Below are 15,638 nucleotides of genomic sequence, written 5' to 3'. Positions count from 1 at the left end.
GGGTGGGTCCGGTCAGCGGGGCTGCGGGACCTTCGCGCGGAACAGGGTGGCGTCACCGTCCAGCTGGACGGGTCCGCCGGCGGCCGGGAGGTAGGCGGACTGCCCGGCGCCGAGGGCCGGGCCGCCTTCGATCCGGGCGGTACCGCGCACGCAGAGCAGGATCTGCGGGCCGTCGTCGGCGATCTCCAGGGGTTCGCCGAGTTCGATCCGGGAGAGGCTGAACTCCTCTGCCGCAGTGAGGAATTCGAGCTCGCCGGGGCCGGTGGGAATGGCGGGGACGTGCTGCGGGGCGGTGGGGCGGAAGTCGACCACAGCGGCGAGTGAGGCGGTGTCGACGTGCTTGGGGGTCAGGCCGCAACGCAGCACGTTGTCGGAGCCGGCCATGATCTCGACGCCGAGGCCGCGCAGGTAGGCGTGCGGCATGCCGGCGTCCAGGTAGAGGGCCTGGCCGGGGCGGAGGCGGACGCGGTTGAGCAGCATCGCGGCGAGGATCCCGGCGTCGCCGGGGTAGTCGCGGGCGGCGTCCCGGTATGCGGCCCAGGTGGCCGCGTCCGCATCGTCGCCCGAGGCCAGGGCGGCCAGGGCGGAAGGGAGTTCGGCGGCGGCCCGCTCTCCCCTGGCCCGGTCGTCCGCGAGAGCGGCGGTCAGTACCGTGCGCAGTGCCTGGTCGGCGGGGGCGGTGCGCAGCTGCCGGATCCAGGGGGCCAGCACCGGCAGCGCCAGGCGCTCCCAGAGCGCGGCGGTGGCCCGGGGGTCGCGGAAGCCGCAGAGTGCCTCGAAGTCGCTGAGGGCGCAGATCAGTTCGGGCTTGTGGTGGCGGTCGCGGTAGATCCGGTGCGGGGCGTCGAGCGGGATGCCGGCGGCCTCCTCGGCCCCGTACCCGGCTTCGGCCTGGGCGGTTGTCGGGTGGACCTGGACGGAGAGGGCGTGGTCGGCGGCCAGCAGTTTCAGCAGGAAGGGCAGGCGGGTGCCGAAGCGTTCGGCCACCCGCTCGCCCAGTTCGTGCCGCGGGTCGCGGGCGATGACGGCGTCGAGTGTCTCGCTGCCTCGGCCGCGGTCGATCCGGGCGGGTGCGCCGGGGTGGGCGCCCATCCACAGCTCGGCCTCGGGTTCGCCGCTGGGCCGGCGGCCCGTCAGTTCGGCGAGGGCGGTGGTGGAGCCCCAGGCGTAGGTGCGGATGGTGGTGCTGAGCAGGTCGGCGGTCATGTCGGTGCTCCGGTGTGCGTGGGCCCCGGCCCGTCCTCGAACTTCCTCACCCTCAAGAGGAGCCGGGGACGGGCCGGGAGTCTGCGGGAGGTGGTCAGGAGGCCGGCGGTCCGCTGCTTCCGCGCGGTACCAGGACAGGCGTGGGGGCAGGCGAGGTCGGCGGACGCCGGTGCTCGATGACGTCGAACAGGGTGCGGGCGACCTGGACGCCGTACCCGTGGACGTCGTGGCTCATCGCGGACAGCGGGGGGTGGGTGAGCCGGCAGAGCTGGGAGTCGTCCCAGGCGATCAGGGACAGGTCCGCAGGGACCTGGAGGCCGAGCTCGGCGGCGACCGCGATGCCGGCCACGGCCATGATGTCGTTGTCGTACACGATGGCGGTGGGGCGCTCGGCGGAGGCCAGCAGCATCCGGGTGGCCCGGGCGCCGGCCCGCCCCGAGAAGTCGGTGGGCAGGCTGCGCGGCGGCTCCAGGCCGAGCTGCGCGGCGACGGCCTCCAGCGCCCGGGTGCGGATCGCGGTGTGGCCGAGGGCCGGGTCGCCGCCGACCCGGGCGATGCGGCGGTGGCCGAGCATGGCCAGGTAGCGGACGGCGTCCTCGACGGCGGCGGAGTCGTCGGTCCACACGGTGGCCAGTGCTGGGCCCGCGAGGGCCGGGTGTCCGGCGGCGACGGCGGGCATGCCGAGGGCGGCGACGGCCGGGATCCGGGGGTCGTCCTCGGTGAGGTCGACCAGGACGGCGCCGGACACCCGGCGTGTGCGCCACCAGGTGCGGTGGACGGCGACCTCCTGCTCGCGGTCGCGCACCAGGCGCAGCAGCAGGGTCGCCGAGCGCTCCTCCAGGACGCTCTCGATGCCGGAGATGAACTCCATGTAGAAGGGTTCCAGGCCGAGTTGGTGGGCGGGGCGAGCGATGACCAGGCCTACGGTCTCGCTGCCCGGGTGGAGGCGGGCCAGGCTGCGCGCGGCTTGGTTGGGTACCCAGCCGAGTTCGGCGGCGGCGGCCCGGATGCGGCGCCGAGTGGGCGCGGAGACGCCGGGCCGGTCGTTGAGGGCGAGCGACACGGCGCCGGCGGAGACTCCCGCGTGGGCGGCGACGTCGCGGATGGTGACGCGTCCGCTCATCGCCCCGGTCTCCTTGCCGTGGTGGGTGCGCCCTGCCGAGGCGGAGGCACCACGGCGCAGGTGTGGTGCCTCCGGGTCGTCTGACCTGGGGGCCGGCTCACTTGCTGGAGCCGGCGGCGAAGCCGGCGTAGATCAGGCGTTGCAGGGCGAGGAAGACGATCAGGGTCGGCAGGATGACCAGGATGGTTCCGGCCGAGATGATCTCCCAGTTGACACCGAACGGGCCCTGGAAGCGGAACAGCGAGGTGGAGATGGTGCCCAGGTTGCTGGAGGGCATGTAGAGGAAGGGGATGAAGAAGTCGTTGTAGACGGTGACGCCCTTGACGATGACCACGGTGGCGATGGCGGGCTTGAGCATCGGCAGGATGATGCGCCAGTAGATGGTGAAGCTGTTGGCGCCGTCGAGGCGGGCGGCCTCGTCGAGGGAGACGGGGATGGAGCGGATGAACTGCAGGAAGATGTAGATGGAGATGATGTCGGTGCCGAGGTAGAGCAGGATCGGTGCCCAACGGGTGTTGAACGCGCCGAGGTTGTCGATGATCTGGAAGGTCGCGACCTGGGTGGTGACGCTGGGGACCAGGCTGGCGAGCAGGAAGAGCGCCATGACGAGCTTCTTCAGCCGGAAGTCGAAGCGGTCGATGGCGTAGGCGGTCATCGAGCCGATGACCACCGTGCCGGTGACCGAGATCAGCAGGATGAAGGTGGTGTTGAGGAAGGCGGGCAGCATCTTGCCCTGGGTGAAGGCGATCCGGAAGTTCTCGAAGTTGAGCCAGTTCCCCGGCAGGTCCAGCGGTCCGCTGCCGAGGGCTTCCTGACGGGTCTTCAGCGCGGTGAGGAGGATCACCAGCAGCGGGATCAGGACGACGGCGCTGGCCAGGACGAGCGAGAGGTACTTGGCGCCGCTCGCGGCGGCGGAGCGGCTGTGGATCCGGCGTGCGGCGCGGGGGCGCCGGGCGGGGGTGACGGGGTTGGTGGTCACGAGAGTTCGACCCTCTCCTCCGGCACCAAGCGGCGCTGGATCCAGGTGACGAGCAGGATCAGGATGAGCAGGACGACGGCGCTGGCCGAGGCCAGGCCGAACTTGTCGAACTTGAAGGCCATGTTGATGCTCTGGATGACGAAGGTCTGTGAGCCGTTGGCGCCGCCGGTCATGATGTAGGGGATCTCGAAGACGGCGAGCGAGCCGGAGACGGCAAGGATCGCGCTGAGGCTGATGACGGGCTTGATGCTGGGCGCGATGATGTGGCGGAACTGCTGCCAGCGGTTGGCCCCGTCCAGGGCCGCAGCCTCGTAGAGGTGCGGCGGGATGGACTGGATGGCGCCGAGGAACAGCACCAGGTTGAGACCGGTGTAGCGCCAGACCGAGACTCCGGCCAGCGACTTGTTCACCAGGTCCGGGTCGCCCATCCAGAGGTGGTCGCCGTGGACGCCGAGCAGTGCGAGCAGGGAGTCCAGGGTGCCTTGAGGACGGAAGAAGTACAGGAAGATGAAGCCGATCGCGACGCCGTTGATCAGGTACGGGAAGAAGAGGATGCCCTTGAAGAGGTTGCGGAACTTCGTGTTGAAGCTGAGCACGGTGGCGAAGTACAGCGCCAGGCAGATCTGCAGCACCGCGGCGATCAGGTAGACGCCGCTGACCAGGAACACCTTGAACAGCTCGGGCCGGGTGAACAGGTTGGTGTAGTTCTCCAGGCCGACGTTGTTCTTCTCCGGGCTGATGCCGTCCCAGTCGGTGAAGCTGTACCCGAGCATGTCGGCGATCGGCAGGTAGGTGAACGTGGCCAGCAGCCCGAGCGGTACCAGCAGGTAGAGCCACGGTGTGAACCACCAGTGCCTGCGCACACCCTTGCGCCGGGGGATGCGGGCTCGGCCGGCAGGGGCGGCGCCAGCGGCGGCGGTCCGCGCGGGGGGCTTCGCGGTGCCCCGGTCCCTCTGCAGTGCAGTCATCTTCGTTCCTTCGTAGGTCCTGGCGTCCGGTGAGCGGCACGGCACGGCCCGCTGTCAGGGCGGGTGGGCGCGGGCCGTGCCGCTCGGTCCCGGTGGGTCAGCCGACCGTCTTCTGCGACTCGGACCACTTCTTGTTGAGCTCGGCGAAGTAGCTCTTCTGGTCGCCCGGTGCTGCGCCGCGGGCGATGTCGACCAGCTTCTGCCGGTAGTCGGGGGCGTCCAGGTTGATCTCGGCGCCCTTGTCGATCTTCTTGACCGTGGCCAGCTTCTCCTGGTTCTGGCCGATCATCTGCACGCCCTTCTCGGTGAAGGGCTTGAGGGCGCTGGGCAGTTCGGTGCCCTTGACGGAGGAGATGCCCTGCTCGTTCTGGGCGGCGCCGGATTTGTTGATGAACCAGTCGATCCAGGCGCGGGCCGCCTCCTGGTTCTTGGAGTGCTTGTTGATCGCGTACTTGTAGTCCGGCTGCAGGACGGTGCAGGGCTTGCCCGTGGTGGATGGGAACGGCATGTAGCCGATGTCGTCCGGGTTCGCGCCGGCCTTGGTGGCGGCGTCGCGAACCTGGGAGATGGACCAGGAGCCGAGGTACATCGAGCCGACCTTGCCGGTGGCCAGCAGGACCTTCGAGTTGTCCCAGTTGGTGGTGGTCGGGTCGGTCTCGGAGAGCTTCTCGCTGACCACCGAGTAGAGCAGGCTGTCGATGGTGAAGATGTCGTTGCCGCTGGTCCACGGCAGCGGCGTGGTGGCCATCGCGTCCTTGGCCTTGGGGTCGCAGCTGGGGGAGCTGACTGCGTCGGTCCACTGCCGCAGCGGCCAGCCGTCGTGGTAGTTGGTGTAGTACGGGGTCGCGGCGCCCTTGGCCTTGATGGCCTTCAGAGCGGCGGTGAACTCCTCGGGGGTCTTCGGCCACTCGGTGATGCCGGCGTCCGCCCAGACCTTCTTGTTGTAGACGAAGCCGGTCACGGTGCCGTAGTTGGCGATGCCGTAGACCTTGTCGCTGACCGTCGAGTAGTCGGTCCACTGGTACTGCTTGGACAGCTCGGCGGCCCCGCCCAACGGCGAGAAAAAGTTCGGGAACTGAGCGATCGACAGGTCCGAGGGGATCGGCAGCACGTCACCGTAGCTCTCGGTGTTCATGCGGATCTTGACTTCGCCCTCGTAGTCCTTCATGCCCTCGAACTTCACCTTGACGTTCGGGTAGAGCTTGGTGAACTCGGCGGCGTACTTGTCCAAGGTGCCGTCGCCCAGCTGGTCCGTACGGTTCGTCAGGACCGTGATGGAGCCGGACACCTTGGTCGGGTCGGAGTTGACCGTCGGGACCGAGGTAGTGCTGCTGCCGCCGTTGCTGCTACACGCCGTGAGCACCACCATGGTCGCGGCCATAACGGCCACCCATCCTCTTCGCATCTCGCCCATCCTTCGCGCTGATCGTCTTCTGAACACGGGGGAAGCGACATCCAGCGGACCTGACCGGCCCCCCTGGCTGCTGGACGCTTAACGTAGACGTCACTTTGCTGCCATGTCCATAGAGCGGTCAACTTTGATATTCACCAGTTTTGTTACCAATCAAGGCCAGCTTTACTAAAACTTTGCCTAACATCTGAGTGGATCGACTCCGTTACCCGACCGCGACCGGCGGGCGCTAGACAACGTTGTCGGAGCGGGTCAGAATCGCCGGGAACACCCCGGTGGCGCCCTGTCCAGTACAGCGGCACCCCCCCAGCCCCCCACGCGGAGACGTCACAATGAGTTACGACATGGCCGGAGCCGCAACCACAGCCGGACCCGCAGGGTCACCGCCGGACCACACCCCCGCAGGACCGCTGATCGCGGCCCTCGACATCGGCGGAACCAAGATCGCGGGCGGCCTGGTCGACACTGATGGCACCCTCCTGCACCAGCTCCAGGTGCCCACCCCCGCCGCCGGCGACCGCCACGAGCTGATGACCGCCGTTGACCACGTCCTGGACGACCTCGCCCGCCTCCCCGCCTGGCAGCACGTACGGGCCCTCGGCATCGGCAGCGCGGGCCCCGTCGACATCGCCGCCGGCACCGTCAGCCCGGTCAACCTCCCCGGCTGGCGCGGCTTCCCACTCCGCTCCGAGGCCGCCGAGCACCCCGCCGTCCGCGACCTGCCCGTCGTCCTCGGCGGCGACGCCGTCGCCATGACCGCCGCCGAACACTGGCGCGGAGCGGCCCGGCCGTACCGCAATGCGCTCTGCCTGGTAATCTCCACCGGCGTCGGCGCCGGCCTCGTCCTCGACGGCCGCCTCCACACCGGCACCACCGGCAACGCCGGACACCTGGGCCACATCAGCATCGACTACGGTGGCCGCTCCTGCCCCTGCGGCTCCCGCGGCTGCCTGGAGACACTCGCCTCCGGCACCGCCATCGCCCGCACCGCCGCCGAACTCGGCTGGCGCCCTGGCCCGGACGGCGACACCACCGCCGGCGCCGTCGCCACCGCCGCCCGCGCCGGGGACCCGCTCGCCCTGACCGCCTACGACCGCGCCGCCCGGGCCCTGGCCGCCGGCATCGCCGCCACCGCCACCCTCGTCGAACTCGACGCCGCGGTGATCGGCGGCGGCGTCGCCAAGGCCGGCTCCGTCCTCTTCGACCCGCTCACCCGCCACCTCGCCTCCTACGCCACCCTCTCCTTCACCCGCGGACTGCGCCTGGTGCCCGCGCACCTGGGCACCGACGCCGGCCTGGTCGGCGCCGCGGCCCTCGCCCGCCCCGTCCTCCCCGCCCACCGGTGACCACCGGCCGACACGGCCTCAGGCCGACCATGAACGACGTCGCCGCCGAAGCAGGCGTCAGCCTCAAGACCGTCTCCCGGGTCGTGAACGGCGAGAGCGGCGTCACCCCCGCACTGGCCGAGCGGGTCCAGGCCGCCATCGCTGAGCTGGGATTTCGCCGCAACGACACCGCCCGCCTGCTGCGCACTGGCCGCACCGCCAGCATCGCGTTGCTCCTGGAGGACATCGGCGACCCGTTCTCCTCCCTCCTGGCCCGCGCCGTCCAGGACGTGGCCGTCGAACAGGGCTGCCTGCTGTTCACCGCATCCAGCGGGGAGGACGCAGAGCGGGAGCGCGAACTGGCGATGGCCTTCTGCGCCCGCAGGGTCGACGGCCTGGTCATCGTCCCCTCCGGCACCGACCACTCCTACCTGTCACCGGAGATCGTCGCGGGCACCCCGGTGGTGTTCCTGGACCGGCCCGCAGCGGGCATCGACGCCGACGCCGTCCTCAGCGACAACGCGGGCGGCGCCCGCCAAGGCGTCACCCACCTGATCCGGCACGGACACCGCCGGATCGGATTCGTCGGCGACCTGCCCGGCATCCACACCTGCGCGGAACGGCTGCGCGGCTACCGGCAGGCCATGGCCCAGGCGCACCTTCCGGTGGACGAGCGCTGGATCGCCACCGGCCCGACCACCCCAGCCCAGGTAGGGCTGTCCCTGGCCCGCCTGCTGGAAGGGCCCGAGCCCGTCACGGCACTGCTCACCGCCAACAACCGGATCACCACGGCGGCCCTCGGCGTGCTCGGACGCCACGACACCAGGCCGGCCCTGCTGGGGTTCGACGACCTCGAACTCGCAGCCCTGCTCACCCCTGGGCTGACCGTCGTCGCCCAGGACCCCACCGCCCTCGGCAGGACTGCCGCCGGCGTGCTGTTCGACCGGCTGCGCGGCGAGACCGGCCCGGGCCGCCGGATCCAGATCCCCACCCGCCTGATCGTGCGCGGATCAGCGGAGCAGGCCCCGCCGCCCGGGAGGTGACCCCGGGCGGCGGCAGCGGACCGCTGCCGCCGCCCGACCTGACAGGATGTGCCTGGAACGCGTGGACGCGTGCCGCGGGCCCGCCAGCCGTCAGAGGGGAACAGCATGCAGCACCGGGTGACGATCCGAGACGTTGCCGCCCGCGCCGGGGTCTCCGCCGGCGCCGTCTCGCTCGCCCTCAACAACCGGCCCGGCGTCTCCCAGGAGACCCGCCGCCGCATCACCGAGGCCGCCCGCGAACTCGGCTGGTCCCCCAACCTCGCCGCCCGCTCCCTGGCCCGCGGCCCGCAGGTGCACACCATCGGCATGGCGATCAGCCGCGAAGCCGTGGACGAGGGACTCGACGCCCTCCACATGGCCCTCATCGGCGGCATCGAGCACGTCCTGGAGGAGCGGCCCTGCTCCCTGCTGCTCCACCTCACCACCAGCCGGGAGATGGAGACCGCCCTCTACAAGAAGTGGTGGCAGTCCGGCCGGGTCAACGGGGCGGTGCTGACCGGCGTGACCGCGGACGACCCCCGGATCGAGCCGACCCACCGCCTGGGTATGCCGGTGGTCGCCGTCACCCACCCCGACCACAGCGGCCCGTTCCCGGCGGTCTGGAGCGACGAGGCGGCGGCCGTCACCGAGGCGGTGCGCTACCTCGCCGTCCTCGGACACCGGCGGATCGCGCACATCGCGGGCCCGGCCAGACTCGGTAGCGCACAGATCCGCTCGCGGGCGTTCGAGGACGTCGCCGTCGAGCTGTCCCTCGACGGGCACCGCATCCTGTCCACCGACCTGTCGGCGCATCAGGGTGCCGCGGCCACAAGGGAGTTGCTCGCGGCCACCGAGCGGCCCACCGCGATCGTCTACGACAACGACCTCATGGCCGTGGCCGGCCTGGCCGTCGCCGCCGAGCTCGGACTGCGGGTCCCCGACGACGTGTCGCTCGTCGCCTGGGACGACTCCGACCTGTGCCAGATCACCAGGCCGAACCTGTCCGCCCTCAGCCACGACCCCTTCGCGTTCGGCTCCGAGATCGCCCGGTGCCTGCTCGAACTCCTGGACACCGGACGGGCCGACCACCGCATCTTCGGCACCCCCGAACTGGTCCCGCGCGGAACCACCGGCCCGCCGCCGCGCCGGCCCTGAGCCCCGCCGCTCCGGGACCGGGGCCGATCAGGCCGACGGCGCCGCGGTGCTCCCACGAGGCGTCAGCTGCGGAGCGGCGTCCTCGTACCCCTCGCTCTTTCCGCCCGCGATGAGCGTCAGCAGGGTCCGGGCGGCGTGCGCGCCGTAGGCGTGGATGTCCCGGGTCAGTGCGGTGAGCGCAGGGCGCACCACCTGGACGAGGGGAGAGTCGTCCCAGGCGACGATCGACAGGTCCCGGGGCACCTGGAGGCCCATCTCCTGGGCGACCGACAGGCCGGCGACCGCCGTCATGTCGTTGTCGTAGAGGATGGCGGTGGGCCGGCCGGGGGAGAGCAGCAGACGCCGCGTCGCCCGCGCGCCCTCCACGCCGGTGTAGTCGGTGTGGACGACCGGAGCGGCCTCCAGTCCGAGCTCCCGGCACGCGGCGATGAATGCCGCATCGCGCAGCGAGGTGTGCACCAGGCCCGTGAGCCCGGCGACTCGGCCGACCCGCCGGTGGCCCAGCGCCGCGAGGTACTCCAGCGTCTCGCGGATCGCCGCGGCGTCGTCCGACCACACCGGGGTCAGGCCACCGGACCCGGACGGGTGGCCGATGACGACCGTCGGCAGGCCGGTCTCCTCCAGCGCCGGCACCCGCGCGTCGTCCTCCCGAAGGTCCACCAGGATCGCGCCGTCGATCTGCCGCTCACCCCACCAGCGCCGGTACGCCTCCAGCCCGCGTTCGTGGTCGGAGACCACCTGGAGCGCCAGCGAGTAGGACGCCTCGGACAGCACGTTCTCGATCCCGCCGATGAGCTCCATGAAGAACGGCTCGGTCCCCAGCATCCTCGCCGGCCGCGCGAGCGCCAGGCCCACCGCCGAGGACTTCGCGCCGCTCAGCGCCCGGGCGGCGCTGTTGCGCACGAACCCGATCTCCTCAGCCACCTCCGCGATCCGGGCCCGGGTCGCCTCCGAGACGCCCGGCTGGCCGTTGAGCGCGTTCGAGACGGACACCTTCGACACACCGACGATCTTGGCGATGTCGGCGATCGTAGGCCGACGCGCGGTCGGACTCTGCTGCGGGGACACCTGATCCACGAGGACCCTTCTGAACCGATGAGGCAGACCTTCCGATCCCAAGCTACTACGGCCCCGGCCGTCCGCAGTAGCCAACCCCGCGTACCGGGGACAACCGGTTAACCAGCTATTGACAGCGATGAGATGGCAGCAATAGCGTCCATCCCCATTAACCGGTTAACTCGCTGTGGGCGGGCACCTGCCGTCCGGCAGTGACTGTCGGGCCGGGGCGGCTCCCGCCCGCGCCGCGTCACGCCCCACCCGCTGCGCACCGGCCTGCAGCCGCCGTGCCCGGCACCGTCGTAGTCCTGCCTGATGTGCCGGCGGTCCGCACCGATGTTTCCGACGACCAGCGCGAAGGACGAGCGAATGCGCAGAGGATGGGTGGCCGCCGTGGCCGCGACGGCGATGCTGCTGACGGCCTGCGGGATCCTGGACGACAGCGGCCCGCCCCCGGACGGAGGCGACACGCGGGTCTCCGGCGAGATCACGGTCCTGACCAACCGCACCGATCAGCTCTCGGACGGAACGCTGAAGAAGTACGCGGACCGTTTCCACAAGGCGCACCCCGATGTCAGGGTCCGGTTCGAGGCCCTCGCCGACTACGAAGGCGAGATCGGCGTCCGGCTGGACAGCACCAGCTACGGCGACGTGCTGCTGATCCCCAACAGCATGACCCTCGGCCGGTATGCGACCTACTTCGCCCCCCTCGGCTTCGCGGACGAGCTCACCCAGACCTTCGACTTCACCGAGTACGCCACGGTGGATCACCAGGTGTACGGCCTGGCGAACATCGGCATAGCCACCGGCTTCGTCTACAACAAGGCCGTCTGGGACCAGGCGGGCATCACCGAGTGGCCCCGGGACCCCCGGCAGTTCATCGACGCCCTCAAGGCCATCAAGGCGAAGACCCAGGCCATCCCCTACTACACCAACTACCACGACGGCTGGCCGCTGCGGCAGTGGTCCGACCACATCGGCGGCCCGAGCTGCGAGAACTCGGCCCGAGACGCCTTGGCCGCCACCCCGGACCCCTGGAGCCCCGGCAGGGACCTCCACGCCATCGACAGCCTTCTCTACAGCGCCGTCCGTGAGCAGCTGACCGAACCCGACCCCGTCGCCACCGACTGGGAGAGCTCCAAGACCCTGATGGGCACCGGGAAGATCGGGGCGATGTTCCTCGGCTCCTGGGCGATCCCGCAGATGCAGAAGGCCGCCAAGGCCGCCGGCCGCAGCCCCGACGACATCGCCTACATGCCCTTCCCCGCCCTGTACAAGGCCCACTTCTGCACGGTCGTCCAGCCCGACTACAAGTACGCGGTCAGCGCGCACTCCAAGAACAAGGCAGCCGCACGGGCCTGGATCGACTGGTACCTGACCATGTCCGGCAGCGCCCAGGACGAACAGGCCATCTCCACGGTCAAGGGCACCCCGCTGCCTCCCGCCCTCAAGGCGTTCGACGAACGCGGAGTGCGCATCATGACGCAGACCCAGGACAAGGCCGCCCTGGTGAGCGAGATCGACAAGGACGCGCGGATCGGGCTCGGCTCACCCGACTACCGCCGAAAGCTGGTCGACATCGCCCGCGGCACGGCTCCGGGTGACCAGGCCGGCTACTTCGCCGACCTCAACAAGAGGTGGGCCCAGTCCCAGCGCAGACTCAGCCAGTGACCCCCGCCGCGCCCGCCACCCGACAGCAGAGCGGGCCGACCGTCTGCAGTGAACCGGTAAAGATTAAGGCCTGGCCGACTGGCTCTGACCCGGGGGCTGGCGCGCCAGGTATCGAGCAAAGACTGTATCCATCAGGACGGTTCGCGTTTAGTGAGCCCTCTGATCTCAACCTAACCGGTTTATAGACAGGTGGGAACTGACGGGCTACCGTTGCTCCGCCAACCCCCGGAACCGCCCTCAGCGAATGGAGCCGCACGATGAAGGACGTCACCCAGCTCGACCAGGGCTGGACCCTGCACCACGCGGGAGACCAGCTGCCCGCCGTCGTGCCCGGCTGCGTCCACACCGACCTGCTGACCGCCGGCCTCATCCCCGACCCGTTCCTGGAGGACAACGAGACCAAGGTCGCCTGGGTCGGCCGCCAGGACTGGACCTACACCCTCGACCTGCCCGCCCACGACACCCGCCACGAGCGCACCGACCTGGTCTTCGACGGGCTCGACACCGCCGCCACCATCACCTACGGCGGCACGGAACTCGGCAACACCCGCAACATGCACCGCAGTTACCGCTTCGACGCCACCGGCCTGACCGGCGAGCTGGCGGTCCACTTCACCAGCGCCTACCGGGAGGCCGAGCGCGTGCGGGCCCTGGTCGGCGACCGCCCCAACGTCTACCCGGAGCCGTTCCAGTACATCCGCAAGATGGCCAGCAGCTTCGGCTGGGACTGGGGCCCGACCCTGCCCACCGCCGGCATCTGGCGCCCCGCCCGGATCGAGCGGTGGTCCACCGCCCGACTGGCCCGCGTCCGCCCCCACACCACTGTCAATGGCGCCACCGGCACCGTGGAACTCCACCTCGACCTCGAGCGCACCGCCACCGGCGCGAGCCGCGAACTCACCGCCACCGCCACCATCGGCGAGCACACCGCCACGGTCATGGTCCCGGCCGGCCAGGACGCCGCCGTCCTCGTCCTGGAGGTTCCCGACGCCACCCTCTGGTGGCCGCGCGGCTACGGCGACCAAGCCCTCCACGAACTCGACGTCACCCTCGCCGACGCACAGGGCCCCCTCGACACCTGGCAGCGCCGCATAGGCTTCCGCACCGTTGAACTCGACACCTCCGCCGACGAACACGGCACCGGCTTCACCCTGGTCGTCAACGGCGTTCGCCTCTTCGTCCGCGGCGTCAACTGGATCCCCGACGACACCCTGGTCACCCGGGTCACGCCCGAACGCTACCGGCAGCGCCTCACCCGCGCCGCCGAGGCCAACATCGACCTCGTGCGGATCTGGGGCGGCGGCATCTACGAGGACGAGGCGTTCTACGACGCCTGCGACGAACTCGGCCTGATGGTCTGGCAGGACTTCCTGTTCGCCTGCGCCGCCTACCCCGAGGAGCAGCCCCTGCGTAGCGAGATCGAGGCCGAGGCCCGGGAGAACGTCGCCCGCCTCATGCCCCACCCCTCCCTCGTGCTGTGGAACGGCAACAACGAGAACCTCTGGGGCTTCCGCGACTGGGACTGGGAGCAGGACCTCGCCACCGACTCCTGGGGCGAGGGCTACTACCTCGGCATGTTGCCGCGCATCGTCGCCGAACTCGACCCCACTCGCCCCTACACGGCCGGCAGCCCCTGGTCCGGCAGCTGGGACCACCACCCCAACCACGTCGACCACGGCACCCACCACTCCTGGGAGGTCTGGAACCGCCAGGACTACGCCGAGTACCGCGCCACCGTCCCCCGCTTCGTCGCCGAGTTCGGCTGGCAGGCCCCACCCGCCCACGCCACCCTGCGCCGCGCCCTGCCCACCGAGGAACTCACCGCCGACTCACCCGGCATGCTCCACCACCAGAAGGCCGAAGACGGCAACGGCAAGCTCAACCGCGGCATCGAACGACACTTCGCCCCGCCCGCCGACTTCGACCGCTGGCACTACCTCACCCAGGTCGTCCAGGCCCGAGCCGTCGCCGCCGGCATCGAACACTGGCGCTCCCACTGGCCCCGCTGCGCGGGCACCGTCGTCTGGCAGCTCAACGACTGCTGGCCCGTCTCCTCCTGGGCCGCCATCGACGGCGACGGCCGCCTCAAGCCCCTCTGGTACGAACTGCGCCGCGTCTACGCCGACCGACTCCTCACCATCCAGCCCAACGACGACGCCACCCCCACCCTCGCCCTCGCCAACCAGGCGGCCCAGCCCTGGAACACCGTCGTCACCCTGCGCAGGGTCTCCGCCGACGGCACCACCACCACGACCACCGACATCCCGGTGACCGTCGAAGCCCGCTCGGTGCTGCGCCTGCCCGTACCCAACGCGCTGACCCCGGCCGCCGGCTCGACCAAGGAGTTCATGACCGCTGACGCCGACGACCTGCGCGCGGTCCACTTCGCGGTGCCCGACAAGGAATTCGACTACGGGCAGCCCGAGTTCGACGTGACCATCGAGCCGGCCGCCGACGACGAAGCGGCCCTCGATGTCGTCGTCACCGCCCACACCCTGGTCCGCGACCTGCTCCTGCAGGCCGACCGACTGGCACCCGAGGCGGTCGCAGACCAAGGCCTGCTCACCCTGCTCGCGGGCGAGCAGGCCCGGATCCGGATCACCGGAGCCCCCGGCACCGACGCCGATACCGCCTCTACCGCCCTGTACTGCGTGCAGCCCGCGTGACCGCCTTTCCTTGACCGCGTCGGCGCGACTACGTCCGTCTGACACACCGCCGGCAACGGCGTGATCAACCGGCCCGCCACAGGGCCGAAGGCGGCTCGCTGCCGCCGGGCGCCCACCGCCCGGCGGCAGCGAGCCGCCCCGCCGTACCCGGCGCGGTACCGCACACCTCCACCACCGACCCGAAGGAAGTCCAGGCGTGGTTCCGCGAGCGCCTCGGCGACGCCCGCCTGCTGCACCTGGCCGCCCCCGCCACCAGCCGCATGATCCATCCCGACGAAGGACCACCCCACGCCACCATCAGCATGGTCGACGGTCACCCGGTGCACCTGACCACCACCGCCTTACTGGCCGCACTCAACCACCACCACACCCAGGATCACCCGACGACAGAGCCGCAGGCCGGCCGACTGCCGATGAGCCGCTTCCGCCCCAACCTCGTCGTCGGCACCGAGCCGTGGGAGGAGGACACCTGACACAGGGTCAAGGTGGGCGACGTGGTCTTCCGCACCGCCGAACTGTGCGGCCGCTGCGTGGTGATCACCCTCGACCAGGAGACGGGCGAGCGCCGCGGAGCCCACCCGCTCCGCGCCCTCGCACGACACCACCGGTACGGCAGAACGCTCGCCTTCGGACTGAGCATGATCCCGGAACGGCCCGAAGGCCTGAGCGGCGACCGCCTGGGCATCGTGCGGCTCGGCGACGAGATCAAGAGGCCCTGCCGATACGCCCACGTGCCTCCGCGCTCGGCTGCGGCCTGACAATGACCCGGAACATCAGCCGCCCGAGGTCACTCTCCGTATCCGCCAGCCGGGCCTCGTGGCTGGCTGCGCTACCAGCTCTGGGCCGCCCGCTGGAGGCCGTCGTGGCTGTTTGCGCCGAGTGTGCGGCCCGCAGTTGGGCACTGACCACCTTCGTCGCAGCCACCCGCGCCAAGCACCTGCTCGCGGTCGCCGTCCACGAAGATCGCGCGCACCCCCACCTCGACGCCCTGACGCGCTAGGGCTAATCCATGGCCAGCCTGTGAGCGGGCGCACGTTTCAGCGCGGGACCTGTCCA

14 protein-coding genes are annotated in these 15,638 nt (G+C 70.7%); 8 read left to right on the top strand and 6 right to left on the bottom strand.

The window, feature by feature from the left end; translation table 11 throughout:
• Positions 1-12: 12 nt before the first annotated feature.
• From manA to ACKUU6_RS07440, 5 genes are all read right to left on the bottom strand, one after another.
• Positions 13-1,206, bottom strand: coding sequence for a mannose-6-phosphate isomerase, class I (gene manA / locus ACKUU6_RS07460; RefSeq protein WP_407987669.1), 1,194 nt, complete (start codon positions 1,204-1,206; stop codon positions 13-15).
• A gap of 94 nt (positions 1,207-1,300) precedes the next feature.
• Positions 1,301-2,329, bottom strand: a complete 1,029-nt coding sequence (locus ACKUU6_RS07455) for a LacI family DNA-binding transcriptional regulator (protein ID WP_407987668.1) — start codon at positions 2,327-2,329, stop codon at positions 1,301-1,303.
• A gap of 97 nt (positions 2,330-2,426) precedes the next feature.
• The gene (locus ACKUU6_RS07450) at positions 2,427-3,308 is read right to left on the bottom strand and encodes a carbohydrate ABC transporter permease (protein WP_407987667.1); all 882 of its coding nucleotides are present in this window, start codon (positions 3,306-3,308) and stop codon (positions 2,427-2,429) included.
• Positions 3,305-4,276, bottom strand: a complete 972-nt coding sequence (locus ACKUU6_RS07445; RefSeq protein WP_407987666.1) for a carbohydrate ABC transporter permease — start codon at positions 4,274-4,276, stop codon at positions 3,305-3,307. Before ACKUU6_RS07445 ends, ACKUU6_RS07450 begins: the two co-directional genes overlap by 4 nt.
• 97 nt (positions 4,277-4,373) lie before the next feature.
• Positions 4,374-5,657, bottom strand: a complete 1,284-nt coding sequence (locus ACKUU6_RS07440) for an ABC transporter substrate-binding protein (protein WP_408649628.1) — start codon at positions 5,655-5,657, stop codon at positions 4,374-4,376.
• A 374-nt stretch (positions 5,658-6,031) separates the two neighbouring features.
• Here ACKUU6_RS07440 and ACKUU6_RS07435 point away from each other — a divergent pair, with 374 nt between their 5' ends.
• The 3 genes from ACKUU6_RS07435 to ACKUU6_RS07425 all read left to right on the top strand — a co-directional run bounded on the left by ACKUU6_RS07435 (position 6,032) and on the right by ACKUU6_RS07425 (position 9,189).
• Positions 6,032-7,033, top strand: a complete 1,002-nt coding sequence (locus ACKUU6_RS07435) for an ROK family protein (RefSeq protein ID WP_407987664.1) — start codon at positions 6,032-6,034, stop codon at positions 7,031-7,033.
• A 29-nt stretch (positions 7,034-7,062) separates the two neighbouring features.
• Complete coding sequence (locus ACKUU6_RS07430; RefSeq protein WP_407987663.1) at positions 7,063-8,055, top strand: LacI family DNA-binding transcriptional regulator; 993 nt, start codon at positions 7,063-7,065, stop codon at positions 8,053-8,055.
• A 105-nt stretch (positions 8,056-8,160) separates the two neighbouring features.
• Positions 8,161-9,189, top strand: coding sequence for a LacI family DNA-binding transcriptional regulator (locus ACKUU6_RS07425; RefSeq protein ID WP_407987662.1), 1,029 nt, complete (start codon positions 8,161-8,163; stop codon positions 9,187-9,189).
• Positions 9,190-9,216: 27 nt separating this feature from the next.
• On the opposite strand, the gene ACKUU6_RS07420 is transcribed toward ACKUU6_RS07425, so the two are convergent.
• Positions 9,217-10,266: a LacI family DNA-binding transcriptional regulator gene (locus ACKUU6_RS07420; protein ID WP_407987661.1), complete on the bottom strand. Its 1,050-nt coding sequence runs from the start codon at positions 10,264-10,266 to the stop codon at positions 9,217-9,219.
• 348 nt (positions 10,267-10,614) lie between these two features.
• Here ACKUU6_RS07420 and ACKUU6_RS07415 point away from each other — a divergent pair, with 348 nt between their 5' ends.
• The 5 genes from ACKUU6_RS07415 (at position 10,615) to ACKUU6_RS07395 (ending at position 15,582) form a co-directional block, all read left to right on the top strand.
• The gene (locus ACKUU6_RS07415; RefSeq protein WP_407987660.1) at positions 10,615-11,916 is read left to right on the top strand and encodes an ABC transporter substrate-binding protein; all 1,302 of its coding nucleotides are present in this window, start codon (positions 10,615-10,617) and stop codon (positions 11,914-11,916) included.
• A 257-nt stretch (positions 11,917-12,173) separates the two neighbouring features.
• On the top strand, positions 12,174-14,582 hold the full coding sequence (locus tag ACKUU6_RS07410; protein ID WP_407987659.1) for a glycoside hydrolase family 2 protein: 2,409 nt from the start codon (positions 12,174-12,176) through the stop codon (positions 14,580-14,582).
• Between the two features lie 260 nt (positions 14,583-14,842).
• Positions 14,843-15,055 carry a hypothetical protein gene (locus ACKUU6_RS07405; RefSeq protein ID WP_407987658.1) on the top strand — a complete coding sequence of 71 codons (213 nt, stop codon included), beginning with the start codon at positions 14,843-14,845 and terminating at the stop codon, positions 15,053-15,055.
• 12 nt (positions 15,056-15,067) lie between these two features.
• Positions 15,068-15,340 (top strand): hypothetical protein, encoded by a 273-nt coding sequence (locus tag ACKUU6_RS07400; RefSeq protein WP_407987657.1) that lies wholly within the window; start codon positions 15,068-15,070, stop codon positions 15,338-15,340.
• 104 nt (positions 15,341-15,444) lie between these two features.
• Positions 15,445-15,582, top strand: a complete 138-nt coding sequence (locus ACKUU6_RS07395) for a hypothetical protein (RefSeq protein ID WP_407987656.1) — start codon at positions 15,445-15,447, stop codon at positions 15,580-15,582.
• Positions 15,583-15,638 lie beyond the last annotated feature (56 nt).

It is taken from the genome of Kitasatospora sp. CMC57, from assembly GCF_045866025.2.
Taxonomy (GTDB): domain Bacteria; phylum Actinomycetota; class Actinomycetes; order Streptomycetales; family Streptomycetaceae; genus Kitasatospora.
The sequence above is the reverse complement of the archived record's forward strand: the minus strand, read 5'-3'. Positions and strand labels throughout refer to the sequence as shown.

What these genes read in the sequence shown, in the direction of transcription:
- ACKUU6_RS07425 (WP_407987662.1), top strand. Translation starts at nt 8,161, where the DNA reads ATGCAGCACCGGGTGACGATCCGAGACGTTGCCGCCCGCGCCGGGGTC.
- ACKUU6_RS07405 (WP_407987658.1), top strand. Translation starts at nt 14,843, where the DNA reads ATGATCCATCCCGACGAAGGACCACCCCACGCCACCATCAGCATGGTC.
- ACKUU6_RS07430 (WP_407987663.1), top strand. Translation starts at nt 7,063, where the DNA reads ATGAACGACGTCGCCGCCGAAGCAGGCGTCAGCCTCAAGACCGTCTCC.
- ACKUU6_RS07435 (WP_407987664.1), top strand. Translation starts at nt 6,032, where the DNA reads ATGGCCGGAGCCGCAACCACAGCCGGACCCGCAGGGTCACCGCCGGAC.
- ACKUU6_RS07455 (WP_407987668.1), bottom strand. Translation starts at nt 2,329, where the DNA reads ATGAGCGGACGCGTCACCATCCGCGACGTCGCCGCCCACGCGGGAGTC.
- ACKUU6_RS07440 (WP_408649628.1), bottom strand. Translation starts at nt 5,657, where the DNA reads ATGGCCGCGACCATGGTGGTGCTCACGGCGTGTAGCAGCAACGGCGGC.
- manA (WP_407987669.1), bottom strand. Translation starts at nt 1,206, where the DNA reads ATGACCGCCGACCTGCTCAGCACCACCATCCGCACCTACGCCTGGGGC.
- ACKUU6_RS07445 (WP_407987666.1), bottom strand. Translation starts at nt 4,276, where the DNA reads ATGACTGCACTGCAGAGGGACCGGGGCACCGCGAAGCCCCCCGCGCGG.
- ACKUU6_RS07410 (WP_407987659.1), top strand. Translation starts at nt 12,174, where the DNA reads ATGAAGGACGTCACCCAGCTCGACCAGGGCTGGACCCTGCACCACGCG.
- ACKUU6_RS07415 (WP_407987660.1), top strand. Translation starts at nt 10,615, where the DNA reads ATGCGCAGAGGATGGGTGGCCGCCGTGGCCGCGACGGCGATGCTGCTG.